This is a genomic window from Aeromonas sp. MTB (assembly GCF_056632455.1).
This window is the reverse complement of sequence record NZ_CP147026.1, coordinates 2241383-2253936: the sequence shown is the minus strand read 5'-3', so window position 1 is coordinate 2253936 and position 12554 is coordinate 2241383. Positions and strand designations below refer to the sequence as shown.

The following is a 12554-nucleotide window of genomic DNA, read 5'->3' as shown; positions in this document are numbered from 1 at the left end:
GAGCTATTGATTTTATGGTTAGTTGGCCAGTGCCTTGGCGACCGCCGAACGGCTCAGCATGCGCTGATAATGCACGGCAACCTTGGGGAATTCACTGATCTCGACCCCATCGCTTTTCAGCCAGCCCGCGACCACGAACAGATAGATGTCCGCCACGCTGAACTGCTCGCCCAGCACCCAAGGGCCAGCCAGATAGTGCTGCTCAATCTGGGCAAAGCCATCGCGCATATTGCTGGCGACTTTCTGCTGCATGGCGGCAATGGCTTGCTCGTCATCGGCCCAGCGGCTGCCACGGCGACCGTGGGCGTGGGAGACATGCACGGTGGAGGCGAGGAAACTGTTGACCTCCTGCATGCGGGCCAGCAGGAACGGGTTGTCCAGCGGCGCCAGTTTGGCATCGGGGAAGCGCTGCGCCACATAGAGCAGCAGGGCCGGGGTCTCGGTCAGGGTGCCCTGCTCGGTGACAAGGGCAGGCACCCGCCCTTTGGGGTTGATGGCAAGATACGCAGGGTCACGCTGCTCCCCTGCGGCGAGGTTGACGAGACGGGGTTGGAACGGGGCATTCGCTTCCAGCAGGGCAATCTGCACGGCCATGGCACAAGTGCCGGGAGCGAAATAGAGGGTCAGATCGGACATGAATACTCCTGATTGGCTCAGGCCACTCGCGATATTGGCGAAAAACGTGTTTTCCGTGATACCTCGAGGGGTCATGAAAAAAGAGAGGGGGCAACGTTTGCCCCCCGACCAATCTACACCCCTAAGGGGTAATGAAAAAGCGCAGAATTAATCGGCTTTGGCCAACTTGCCTTTTGCCCATACCTTAAACTATTCGGCCAAAACTTCGAACCAGATAGTGCTGAGTTTTATTGGAAAAGACTGAGGGACGCTGTGGATTCATAAGTTAGCCACCAACTCGCTTTTCCATCCACTCTACGGCTTCATTGATGTCAGCAATTACCAGACATGGATAGTCGTTTGCCAATTGGAGATGCTTTTGCTGAAGCAGTGACCTTAGAGGTTTTTCCGTCATGAAGGCACTACAGTAACCAACTGCGGCTGCCGCATGTTGAAAGTCGTAGAAATCATTCGCTTCCAATTTTCTTCTTTTGTCCCAGCGAACTGCTGCATGGCATAGGGCAGAAACATGAAGACTCGGCAATCTCAGTGCCACGGACTTCTCTTTCACTAAGTTTCCGAAGACTGTGTGCCATTTCTGTTCACGCTCAAGTATTTCATGATCCGAGCACGAAGGCGAAACGCCCGATACTCTTTTGTATTCATTTTCCAACCACATGCGTGGTACATGCATGAACAGACTTAATGCACCGCGGATTTCATTAAGGTATAGCTGTTTAAAGTTCTTCACCTCATTTTGGTGATTTTGATTTAGCTCATTCAGCTTGTCAGCCATTTCACCAAACTTCTCGGGTGGAAAGAAGGTGTCGTCCTCGAGATAGGAAAGTACTTCAACTAATGGAATATTCCACATATGGTCAAAAAATGACTTTTGAATGACGAGTTCTTCTACCGGAGGAAAAACTGTCTCAGAAGGGTGCACTACGCCTAACACATAACTGAGTTTCGACCATATGAGGTCTTTGGGCTCATGATATTGAGCTCCGTTGGGTGTCAGCATGGTAATGACACTAATCAGCTCTTGTGCAACCCGTTGTTCGTATGGGGCGATTGTGATGCCATGGCTGAATTCATCAATTAGCTCTGCAGTCGCTTGCCGAGTTGTTAGATCTTGCTGTTTAAGCAACTCCAAAAACACGGATTCACTAATCGGGCAGAGAATTTTGCCGCTCGTTACAGCGCTTCTTATCGTGCCGAGCAGCCTATAGGCAGCCTGAATATTAGACCGCCCCATGTGTGCATCACGAAGTAGCACCCAAAAGCGTTGATCGAGATATATTTTCTCCATGTCTTGGATTGACTCAGCAAGCCCCAATGTTTTTGCTTTGACATATTGTTCTATAGAAATCTCAGGATGTTGCCTGTGAAACTCGAGTGAATGCATGGGATTACCTAGGAGGTTAATGTCTTAATGTGCAGAGAACCGGCAAGCAGTGTCGGCTTGAATGCAATGTTATGTTCGATTTAGGTCAATTAGTGCCTGTTTTAGCAGGTCTGACAATGCCTGCTGGTGAGCGATAAACTCGGCTTCATAGAACTCAAATTTTGGTTCTTCATTATAATCAAGTTGTTTTCTGTCTCGTAGTTCTTCCAGCAAGAAAACTGAATCCTTGGATATAAACAAAACCCCTATATCCGTTGCTCTAGATAAAGCAGCGGATGCTTTGATGTACTCCAAATAGAGTTCTCTTTCCTTCTCTTCAGACAGTCCAGTCCCTTGGCCATAATCTTCCTTGTGAACTCGGAAGTATGTAATTTTATCGTAAAGAGCATTAATGATCTCTTCATATGCTTGTTCACGGCGTGTGATTTGAGATCTGTAGCTTTCCAGCCTAACGGCATAGTCATGTTTTATGGATTCTCTTAGTCTTTCGAGTATCCAATTTTTGCCAAGGAAGATAAGTAGCGCAGCTAAGCTTACGCTGCTAATTGAGCTGAGCAATGCTATTGAGATTGATTCCATATGAACCTAGAACATAACCATAGTTAGATGGAAGGCGTATTAATCCATTTATATAAATATCTATATGACGCCGTATCACATTCTGTGAATGAGAAATTAAATTACTTTAAAATCATAATATTACTAACATGTGTTAATTGTCTAGGTATGTTCGCTTGAATCGGCTTCATGCCTGCTGTTAGCCGTTCTGCTACCGCATTCAAATCCTCCAATCTGCTGTGTATCACGGCATCGTCTTGCTGCACAGTTCAAGCAGCATCACCAACCCTGATCTGCATACTCATTCGGTTGGTGTTTGGCTATTGGGTTACTAATCCCGCTGCTCCATAAAATGCAGCAGGTGCCGGTGCATGGCTCGTTGTGGCTAGGCGTCGCAGATCCGAAAGACGAAAAAGGGGGCAATTGCCCCCTTTATCCATTAAGCCCATAAGGGCCGATTAACAGCCGACTTAACCGGCCTTGGCCACCATGGCTTTCAGCTGCAGGAAGTACTGCTCGTAGAGGCGGGAGGCATCCCCCACATCGGACTGGAACTCCCCCTTGCGTTTGATCTCGTCGCTCGGGAAGACCATGGGGTTGTTGCGAAACGCCGGGGTGAGCAGGGGAATGGCATCCTTGACCGGGGTCGGGTAGCCAATTGCCTCGGCCACCTTGGCGGCCACATCGGGGCGCATCAGGAAGTTGATCAGGGCGTGGGCCTCCTTCACATGCTTGGCCTTGGCCGGGATGGCGAGGTTGTCCATCCAGAGCACGGCGCCTTCTTCGGGGTAGGTCATCTGGATGGAGGGGTATTCGCGCTGGGCGCCGTAGGCCGAGCCGTTCCACAGCATACCAATATTGACCTCACCGGCGATAAAGGGGTCGGCCGGGTTGTCGGAGTTGAACGCCTTGACGTTGGGCATCAGTTTTTTCAGGTATTCGAAGGCTTCGGCAATTTGCGCCTTGTCCTGGGTGTTGGGGCTATAGCCCAGTTGCACCAGCGCGATATGGAACACCTCGCGGGCATCGTCCATCAGCAGCAGGCTCTCTTTCCACTCCGGTGCCCAGAGCTGCTTCCAGCTGGTGACCGGCTGCTCGATGATGTCGGTGTTGGTGCCGATCCCGGTTGCGCCCCAGATATAGGGGATGGAGTAGCGGTTGTCCGGGTCGTACTCGTGGTTGAGCAGGGTAGGGTCGAGGTGCTTGAAGTTGGGCAGCTGGGCGCGATCCAGCGGCTGCAGCATTCCCTCTTTGGCCATTTTCGAGATGAAATAGGTGCTGGGCACCACCACGTCATAGCCGTCGCCATGGGTTTTCAGCTTGGCGTAGAGGGTCTCGTTGGATTCGTAGGTGGAGTAGATCACCTTGATGCCGGTCTCTTGCTGGAACTGCTCCAGCAGGCCATCCGGCACATATTCCGACCAGTTGTAGAAGTAGACCACCTTGTCGTCGGCCGCGTGAGCGCTTTGGCTCAGCAGCGGGGTGGTGAGGGTGAGGGCGGCTGCCAGCAGGGCGCCGGCCTTGTGTTGGATTGTCATCAACAACTCCTTGGGGTTATGGGGCCTTGCGGCCCACCGTGACAGAGTTCGCCAAAGATGGCGGGGACGAAACGGGCAGGGTTAACCCTGCCGTTTGCGCAGTAACAGTTGCGCCAGCAGCACCATCCCGAGGGAGGCGACCAGCATCAGGGTGGCCAGGGCGTTGACCTCGGGGGAGACCCCCACCTTGACCATGGAGTAGATCTTGAGCGGCAGGATCTCGTAGGCCGGGCCGGTCACAAAGGAGCTCACCACCACGTCGTCCAGCGACAGGGTAAAGGAGAGCAGCCAGCCCGCCATCACCGCCGGCAGGGCCAGCGGCAGTATGATGCGGCGCAGGATGATCCACTCGCCAGCCCCCAGATCCCGCGCGGCTTCCAGCATCCGCACATCAAAACCGCACAGCCGCGAGTAGACGGTGATCACCACGAACGGCAGGCAGAAGGTGATGTGGGCAATCAGTAGCGACCAGAAGCCCAGCGCAATGCCGGTCACTACAAACAGGGTCAGCAGGGAGATGGCCATGACGATATCGGGGGACATCATCACCACAAACAGCATGCCGCTCACGTACTGTTTGCCGCGAAAGCGGTAGCGAAACAGCGCTACGGCGGTGAGGGTGCCGATCAGGGTGGCCGCGGTGGCGGTGAGGGCGGCGATGGTCAGGGAGTGCTGGGCCGCCTGCATCAGGCTGGCGCTGGCAAACAGCTTCTCATACCAGCCCAGGGTAAAGCCGCGCCAGTCGATGCCATATTTCGACAGGTTGAAGGAGTTGGCGATCAGCACCCCGATGGGCACATAGAGGTAGCCAAACACCAGCAGCAGGAACAGAGCTTTCAGTGCGCGCATCATGCCAGCTCCCCCTTCTTGCTGAGTAGCTTGCCTGCCCGCCAGTAGCAGTAGACCAACAGCGCCATCAGCACCGTCAGCATCACGCTGATGGCGGCGCCAAAGGGCCAGTCACGGCTGTTGAGGAACTGGGTCTTGATCAGGTTGCCGATCAGCAGGTGCTTGGCGCCCCCCAGCAAATCGGAGACATAGAACATCCCCATGGCGGGCAGGAACACCAGCAGACAACCGGCGATGATACCGGGCAGGGTGAGGGGCAAAATGATCCGCACCAGCCGCTGCCAGCCGTTGGCGCCGAGATCTCGCGCCGCCTCCAGTAAACGGCCATCCAGCTTCTCGATGCTGGAGTAGAGCGGCAGCACCATAAAGGGGAGCAGCACATAGACCAGCCCGATGATGACGGCCACCTCGGTATACATCATCTGCAGCGGTCGCTCGATAAGCCCCAGATCCAGCAGCCAGCCATTGATCAGCCCCCGGGTGCCGAGCAGCACTTTCAGGGCATAGGTGCGGATCAGGGAGTTGGTCCAGAACGGCACCACCACCAGAAACAGCAGCAGTGGGCGGATACGCGCTGGCAGATGGGCCAGCAGCCAGGCAAAGGGGTAGCCCACCAGCAAGCAGATGCTTGTAGCGAGCAGTGCCAGCCAGAGGGAGTGGAGCAGCACCTCGAAATAGAGCGGGTCCAGCAGGCGGCCATAGTTGCTCAGGGTAAAGAGCGGTGCGATAAGCTCGGACTCGTCACGGGTCAGGAAGCTGACGCCGATGATCATCAGGTTGGGCAGGAAGACAAACAGCGTCAGCCAGCCCAGGATCAGCGCGATGGCCCCGTTGCGAAAGCCATTGTGGGCAAAGCTGTGCGGCACCCGCAGATTAGTGAGGCTCATAGGGCAGCACCACCTCCCAGCTGTCAACCCAGTGGATCGCCACCTCCTGACCCAGACGGTAGTCAAAGTCGGGGTCATCCTCGTCGAAGAACTCGGAGATAAGCAGCTGTTTGCCACTTTCGAGTTCGATCACCGAATCCAGCGTCGCCCCCTTGTAGTTGCGCTCGCGGATATTGCCCCGCAGCGCGCCACTCTGATCGTCATCCTGATCGAGAATGCGCAGATCTTCCGGGCGCAGCAGCACCAGCACCTTGTCGTCTGGCTGGAACGGCAAGGTGGTATGGAGCAGGCATTCGCGCCCCTCTACCTCCGCTTGCCAGATACCGGGCTCGCGCTGGCTGATCAGTTTGCCATCCATCACATTGATCTCGCCGATAAAGCGGGCCACGAACAGATTGGCTGGCGATTCGTAGATATCGCGCGGGGTGCCGCGCTGGATGATCTTGCCGCCCTCCATCACCAGGATGCGATCAGACATGGTTAGCGCCTCTTCCTGATCATGGGTAACGAAGACAAAGGTGATGCCAAGGCGACGTTGCAGCGCCTTGAGCTCGCTCTGCATCTGTTTGCGCAGCTTGTAGTCGAGCGCCGAGAGGGATTCGTCAAGCAGCAGCAGGCGTGGCTTGTTGACCACGGCGCGGGCAATGGCGACCCGTTGTTGCTGACCGCCGGAGAGCTGATCCGGGCGGCGGTTGGCCAGCTCGGTGAGCTGCACCATGGCGAGGGTCTCCTCGACCCGCTGGCGGATCTCGCTGGCCGGTACTTTCTGCATCTCGAGGCCAAAGGCGACGTTTTCAAACACCGTCATATGGGGGAAGAGCGCATAGCTCTGGAACACGGTGTTGATGTGCCTGTGTTCGGCGGGGATATGGGTGATCTCGTCACCGGCCAGATGAATGGTGCCACCATCGACCGATTCGAGCCCGGCCAGCAGGCGCAGCAGGGTGGTCTTGCCACAGCCGGAAGGGCCCAGCAGGGTAAGAAATTCACCGTCATAGATTTCAAGGTCAAGGTCACTCAGGATCACCTTGCCATCGTATTTTTTGCTGATCTTGTTCAGCGCGACAATTACCTGTGGATTGTTCATCATCCGCCAGTCTCACCCCAGCCAGTGGCCATCGTGTTGAAAGAGGGCCGCATTCTATGCAGCCGACACATGAAATTAAAGGCTTTTTGGCCCGAATTAGCCGCAAGTGCGCAGGAAAAACGGCTACGAATAGCAGACCAAATCGCTATAATGTGCCACCTGATTTGGTCGTTTTCGATATTGGATAGTCAATTGAGTAATAAAATGCGTATTGGCGGCTCCCTTGAGCAGTCTCTGAACCAGGGCTACCGCCTTGATCTGAAAGGGGTCATCCAGGAGGGATGGCAACAGACCCGCCGTACCGGATTTGGCCTGCTGCTGGCGATTGTCGGGGTGACGGCGATCTGGATCCTGCTTAGCAATATGCTGCTGTTGCCCTATCTGGGGGACGACAACCAGATGAATGTGGCCATGGTGCTGAGCCTGCTGATGACGGTGGTGATGGCCCCCATGACCAGCTCCCTCGATATGCTGGGGTTGCAGCAGTCGGTCGGGGTGCGTGCCCGGGCCAACCAGGTGTTCGACTTCTTCCGCCACTTTGTGCGCCTCGGCATGTTGAGCCTGCTTGGCAGTCTGCTCACCAGCCTGTTTGGCCCGCTGTTCGATCTGCTGGGCTTGCCCGCCGTACTCTCTTTCATTCCCTCGGCCCTGATCGGCATGGGGCTGCTCTTTACCGTCCCGTTGGTGCTGGAGCGTGGCCTGACGCCGCCCCAGGCCATTCTGGTCTCTCTCAAGCTTTTCGCACGCGGCTGGCCCAGCATTGTGCTGTTCCACGGTGTGATGACCGCGCTCTTCTTCCTGGCTCTGATCCCCATGGGGTTGGGGCTTATCTGGGTGGCACCGCTCTATTTCAACTGCAAGGGGATCCTCTATCGGGATCTCTGCGGGGTGGGGGTAGAGGTTAACGAGGTGACAGAAGGCCCCAACCATTTCAATGCATGATGCAAAAGGACGTTGAATGACCCGTCGATATGGAGTGACCAAGGCTGTGCGCCAGAGTCTGCTGGCCACGCTCTTGCTGCCTGGGCTGGCGCTGGCTGAGCCGGTGCTGGATCTGCAATACAGCACCTTCTACAGCCAGATGAAGACCTTTGCCAAAGGGGAGTTTGGTCACGCCAGACTGGGGTTTTATCTGACCGATCCGCAAAATGGTCAGCGCTGTGGCCTCACCTTTGCCCAAGTTGCAACCGACACCAAGGAGGTCGCGGGCGAGGTAACTGTTGATAGTGAACTGCGACTGCCTTTTGATGAGGATCTCAACCTCGACAAGGGGATCGTGACCGTCGGCCTGAAAGAAGAGCACGCCACTTGCGATATGACGGTACAGGTGATGGCCGACGCACCGAACGGACCCGAGCTGCCGCTGGCCGAGCTGGCGGCCCGTCAGCAGCAGATGCAGTCGCTGCTCGACAAGATGGCGGGCATGGTCGGCAAGCACTTCCTGCCGAAGATGGAAGGGGTGCGGATTACCCTGGTGCAGCATAGCGGAACAGCTTATCTGATTGATGGTGCCCGTCAGGAGGCGCTGCCCTGGGAGGAAGGCCATCTGTTGCTTAGCAATGAGCAACTGGCCGCGTTCGCCACTGGGCAACTGCGTTTGCAGGGTTACGTGTTGCGCCTGACCCCCTGGCTGCATAAAGGATGAGATCGGTCGCGCTGTTACCGCAGTGACAGGCCAATCCAGAAAGCAAAAAGGAGCGATGATCGCTCCTTTTTTATTGCGTGGCGTTTGCCCTGTGAGCGCGGCTTAGCGCACTTCAATCACATCCAGCATGTCCATCTCGTCGATATCCAGCAGCGGCGCCTTCGGCATCTCGGGCGGATCAAACGCCTTGTCGCCGCCATCTATGATGCCGGAGTCGCGGTTGATGCTCTTGAAGTCAAACAGCTTGTGATCGAGCAGGTGGCTCGGGATCACGTCCTGAATGGCGGTGAACATGGTCTCGATACGACCGGGGAAGCGGCGATCCCAATCCTGCATCATCTGCTTGATGGCTTGACGCTGCAGGTTCTCCTGCGAGCCGCACAGGTTGCACGGAATGATGGGGAAGGCTTTGACGTCGGCGTAGCGGATCAGATCCTTCTCTTTGCAGTAGGCCAGCGGGCGGATCACCACGTTCTTGCCATCGTCGCTCACCAGCTTGGGCGGCATGGACTTGAGCTTGCCACCGTAGAACATGTTGAGGAACAGGGTCTCAAGGATGTCGTCGCGGTGGTGGCCAAGGGCAATCTTGGTGCAACCCAGCTCCTGGGCGGTGCGGTAGAGAATACCGCGGCGCAGCCGTGAGCAGAGGGAGCAGGTGGTTTTGCCTTCCGGTACCTTCTCCTTGACGATGGAGTAGGTATCCTCTTCGACAATCTTGTACTCGATGCCGAGGGAATCCAGGTACTCGGGCAGCACATGCTCGGGGAAACCGGGCTGCTTCTGATCCAGGTTGACGGCAACCAGATCGAAATGGATGGGGGCGCTGGCTTTGAGGCTCATCAGTATGTCGAGCATACCGAAGCTGTCCTTGCCGCCGGAGAGGCAGACCATGACCTTGTCGCCCTCTTCAATCATGTTGAAGTCGGCAATGGCCTGACCCACGTTGCGCCGCAGGCGCTTCTGCAGTTTGTTAAAACTGTATTTTTCTTTGGCGTTCAGCTCTTCTAGCATGCTCGTAAAACCCGGGACACAAATAAGCGCGTTATTATAGCCATGTCCCGGGGGAGGGCAAGGTGCCAGGCACCTTATGATTGATTGCGACGACTGTCGACCGGGCAGCTGTAGTCCGCCGGTTTGAGGATCAGGATGTCGCAGGAGAGGCGGTCAATCACATGTTCGGCGGTATTGCCGAGCAAAGCTGCAGAAAGCCCGGTACGGCCGACGCAGCCCATGATCATCAAGGTTGCCTTGAGCTCTTCGGCCATATCTGGCAACACCTCTTCCGGTAGCCCCTCTGCTACCCGGGTCCAGAGATGACCGATCCCGAACTTGTCGGCATGGCTGAGCAGCAGGCTTTCGTGGTGTTTGCGGATCGCTTCGTTGTAGGCGTTGGGATCAAACTCCGGCAGCTCTATGGCCACGTTGACCGGGGTGCCCGGGTAGGTGTTGACCAGATAGAGGTTGGAGCCCAGTAGTTCGGCGATGTCGCTTCCCTCCTGGGTGATCCGTTCATTGAGCAGTTTCTGATCCGGATCGTCGCTTGAGCAGTTGATGGCGGCGATGATGTTGCCGCCCCGTTGCCAGTGACCCTCCTTGACCAGCAGCACCGGACAGGGGCATTTGCGCAGCAGGTGCCAGTCGGTGGGGGTAAAGATGAAGGTTTGCAGGAAGCTGTGATGGTGAGTGGCTTTGACCACCAGATCGTGACGCTGCTCAAGCACTTCCTGAATGACACACTCGAAGGGGCGATTGTGCCAGACAACCTTCACTTCGCATTCGATCCCCTGTGCCCGATAGGGGGTCAGGATCTCGTCCAGCCACTCACGTCGCTGTGAAATGACGCCGTCGCGCATCTCTTGCCGCTCGTCCACCGAGAGCATGGCAGTCATTTCATACGAGAAGTCATAGATGGTGAGCAGCAGGGTCAGATGGGCGTTTTCGTCCAGCTCGGCGACTTTGACTGCCCGTTCGAGGGCGATTTGACGCTCCTCTTCTGGATTGATAACCACCAGAATATTCTGATATTTGACCATCTTCTCCTCCTTGGAAAAGTCCAATGACAGCAGAATCTTAGCCATTACAGCTTAGCGCAGGAGGAGGGTATGGGGAACGTACCGGATCACATTCCAGAGGAAAGGATCCGGCAGGGAAAGCAGGAAAAAAGTGAGAGGGTAAGCGGAAAAATCAGCCGCAGGGCGGGCGAGTTGCACCGGCCATCATGCCTAGCGCGACCTGATCCAGCACGGTAATGTATTTGCCTTTGACGCTGATGAGACCGGACTTCTGGAAACGGCCGAGCAGACGACTGATTGTCTCGACGGTCAGACCCAGATAGTTGCCAATGTCACCACGGGTCATGGAGAGACGGAACTCCTTGGCGGAGAAACCGCGCTCGGAGAAGCGTACCGACAGATTGTGCAGGAAGGCGGCGAGGCGCTCTTCGGCATTTTTCTTGGAGAGCAGCAGGATCATCTCTTGATCGCCCATGATTTCGCTGCTCATCAGACGCATGATCTGCTGGCGCAGTTTGGGCATCTTGCCGGAAAGATCATCGAGCACTTCAAACGGGATCTCGCATACCATGGCCGTTTCCAGCGCTTGGGCGAAGGAGGGGTGGGCCTGCTTGTTGATGGCATCAAAACCGACCAGATCACCAGCCAAGTGGAACGCAGTGATCTGCTCATCCCCTTGCTCGGTGATGGTGTAAGACTTGATGGTCCCGGAACGGATGGCATAGAGCGATTTGAACTCATCGCCAGCCTTGAACAGCTCTTCACCCTTCTGGATCGGCTTCTTGCGCTCGATGATGCTGTCCAGCTGATCAAGCTCGTTGTCGTTCAGAGTGAAGGGAATACAGAGCTGACTGATGCTGCAATCCTGGCAATGAATTGCACAGCCACCGCTCTGGATACGTCTGCCAGGTTTCTTTTCCGGGATCATAGGCTCATACGAATAATTGATTTATATCAAACAAGTTTACCATTAACTCATCCGTTTTGGATAGGGTTTCAAAAGGAAGCAATGCCAATCCAGAAGGTATGCACCCCGAACAAAATGAGCAGCAGGGCACCGCCAAGGCGCAAACTGCGCAGGGTGAGCCAGTATCTCAGGCGATCGGCGAGTCCGCCCAACGCGAACAGGGTGGGCAGGGTGCCGAGACCAAAAAAGAGCATGATGAGCGCCCCGCCACTGGCCGAACCGGCCGCCGCACTCCAGGTCAGCATGGAGTAAACAAGCCCGCAGGGGAGCCAGCCCCACACCATGCCAAAGGGCAGTGCCTGCACAGGTGATGTGAAGGGGATAAATTTGCCCGCCAGCGGTTTGATACGGGGCCAAAGTCTGGCGCCGAGCCGCTCCAGCAGCAAGATCCCTTGCCACCAGCCCGCCAGATAAAGGCCAAGCGCAATCATCAATAACGCTGCCACCAAGCGCAATCCGGCGATGGCGTGTTTGCCTGCGCCCAGCTCGCTGGTGGTGGCGAGCAGGCCGCCCACCAGTGCACCTGCAATCACATAGCTCAGGATCCGGCCGAGGTTGTAGTTGAGCAGATAGGCGAGTCGCCCCCAAAAATGCTGCTTGTTGGCGGGGATCGCCATGGAGAGCGCGGCGGAGACGCCACCGCACATGCCAATACAGTGGGCAGAGCCTGCCAGTCCGACCAGCAGGGCGCCGGCCAGATCAAGGTTGTGGGTCATGGTCAGCAGGCTTTACGGGTTTGTGGGCAGGTTGCTCTTCGTCAAACAGGATGTTGGAACCCTGCCGGTCGAGATCTTCAAACTGCTCGGAGCGAATGGCCCAGAAGAAGACGACCCCGGCGATGATCACAAACAGGATGGCGATGGGGATCAGGACAAAAATTATATTCATGAGAGGTACCTTGGCGTTCATCCTTGGCAAGCGCCCCCTATGGTAACCCTGTTCGGGCAGGGGGCCAGCCGCTATCAGTGAGAAATGTGGCCTGCATCGGAGG

General features: G+C 56.0%; 14 protein-coding genes. 2 read left to right on the top strand and 12 right to left on the bottom strand.

The features are described from left to right. Positions 1-18: 18 nt before the first annotated feature. The 7 genes from WBR25_RS10385 to potA form a co-directional block, all read right to left on the bottom strand. Complete coding sequence (locus WBR25_RS10385) at positions 19-636, bottom strand: glutathione S-transferase family protein (RefSeq protein ID WP_479749816.1); 618 nt, start codon at positions 634-636, stop codon at positions 19-21. 265 nt (positions 637-901) lie between these two features. After that, on the bottom strand, positions 902-2020 hold the full coding sequence (locus tag WBR25_RS10380; protein WP_257691600.1) for a hypothetical protein: 1119 nt from the start codon (positions 2018-2020) through the stop codon (positions 902-904). Between the two features lie 69 nt (positions 2021-2089). Continuing rightward, positions 2090-2599 (bottom strand): hypothetical protein, encoded by a 510-nt coding sequence (locus tag WBR25_RS10375; protein WP_257686961.1) that lies wholly within the window; start codon positions 2597-2599, stop codon positions 2090-2092. 449 nt (positions 2600-3048) lie between these two features. After that, on the bottom strand, positions 3049-4116 hold the full coding sequence (locus WBR25_RS10370; protein ID WP_005345409.1) for an extracellular solute-binding protein: 1068 nt from the start codon (positions 4114-4116) through the stop codon (positions 3049-3051). Positions 4117-4197: 81 nt separating this feature from the next. Continuing rightward, positions 4198-4968, bottom strand: a complete 771-nt coding sequence (potC, locus tag WBR25_RS10365) for a spermidine/putrescine ABC transporter permease PotC (RefSeq protein WP_005336644.1) — start codon at positions 4966-4968, stop codon at positions 4198-4200. Then, positions 4965-5852, bottom strand: a complete 888-nt coding sequence (potB, locus tag WBR25_RS10360) for a spermidine/putrescine ABC transporter permease PotB (protein ID WP_005351941.1) — start codon at positions 5850-5852, stop codon at positions 4965-4967. The genes potC and potB overlap by 4 nt, the downstream gene beginning before the upstream one ends. Beyond that, positions 5839-6942, bottom strand: a complete 1104-nt coding sequence (gene potA, locus WBR25_RS10355) for a spermidine/putrescine ABC transporter ATP-binding protein PotA (protein WP_005351940.1) — start codon at positions 6940-6942, stop codon at positions 5839-5841. Before potA ends, potB begins: the two co-directional genes overlap by 14 nt. A gap of 201 nt (positions 6943-7143) precedes the next feature. Here potA and WBR25_RS10350 point away from each other — a divergent pair, with 201 nt between their 5' ends. Both WBR25_RS10350 and WBR25_RS10345 read left to right on the top strand, forming a co-directional pair. Then, the gene (locus WBR25_RS10350; RefSeq protein ID WP_279504758.1) at positions 7144-7881 is read left to right on the top strand and encodes a DUF2189 domain-containing protein; all 738 of its coding nucleotides are present in this window, start codon (positions 7144-7146) and stop codon (positions 7879-7881) included. 16 nt (positions 7882-7897) lie between these two features. Then, complete coding sequence (locus tag WBR25_RS10345) at positions 7898-8584, top strand: DUF2987 domain-containing protein (protein WP_429106692.1); 687 nt, start codon at positions 7898-7900, stop codon at positions 8582-8584. A gap of 102 nt (positions 8585-8686) precedes the next feature. Here the strand turns inward: WBR25_RS10345 and ttcA are convergent, their stop codons facing one another. The 5 genes from ttcA to ccoS all read right to left on the bottom strand — a co-directional run bounded on the left by ttcA (position 8687) and on the right by ccoS (position 12451). After that, on the bottom strand, positions 8687-9595 hold the full coding sequence (gene ttcA / locus WBR25_RS10340) for a tRNA 2-thiocytidine(32) synthetase TtcA (RefSeq protein WP_005336634.1): 909 nt from the start codon (positions 9593-9595) through the stop codon (positions 8687-8689). 74 nt (positions 9596-9669) lie between these two features. After that, positions 9670-10617 carry a universal stress protein UspE gene (uspE, locus tag WBR25_RS10335; protein ID WP_005345417.1) on the bottom strand — a complete coding sequence of 316 codons (948 nt, stop codon included), beginning with the start codon at positions 10615-10617 and terminating at the stop codon, positions 9670-9672. A gap of 151 nt (positions 10618-10768) precedes the next feature. After that, positions 10769-11524: an FNR family transcription factor gene (locus WBR25_RS10330; RefSeq protein WP_005351934.1), complete on the bottom strand. Its 756-nt coding sequence runs from the start codon at positions 11522-11524 to the stop codon at positions 10769-10771. Between the two features lie 68 nt (positions 11525-11592). Next, complete coding sequence (locus tag WBR25_RS10325) at positions 11593-12279, bottom strand: sulfite exporter TauE/SafE family protein (RefSeq protein ID WP_042054997.1); 687 nt, start codon at positions 12277-12279, stop codon at positions 11593-11595. Further along, complete coding sequence (ccoS, locus tag WBR25_RS10320; RefSeq protein WP_005336630.1) at positions 12263-12451, bottom strand: cbb3-type cytochrome oxidase assembly protein CcoS; 189 nt, start codon at positions 12449-12451, stop codon at positions 12263-12265. Before ccoS ends, WBR25_RS10325 begins: the two co-directional genes overlap by 17 nt. Positions 12452-12554 lie beyond the last annotated feature (103 nt).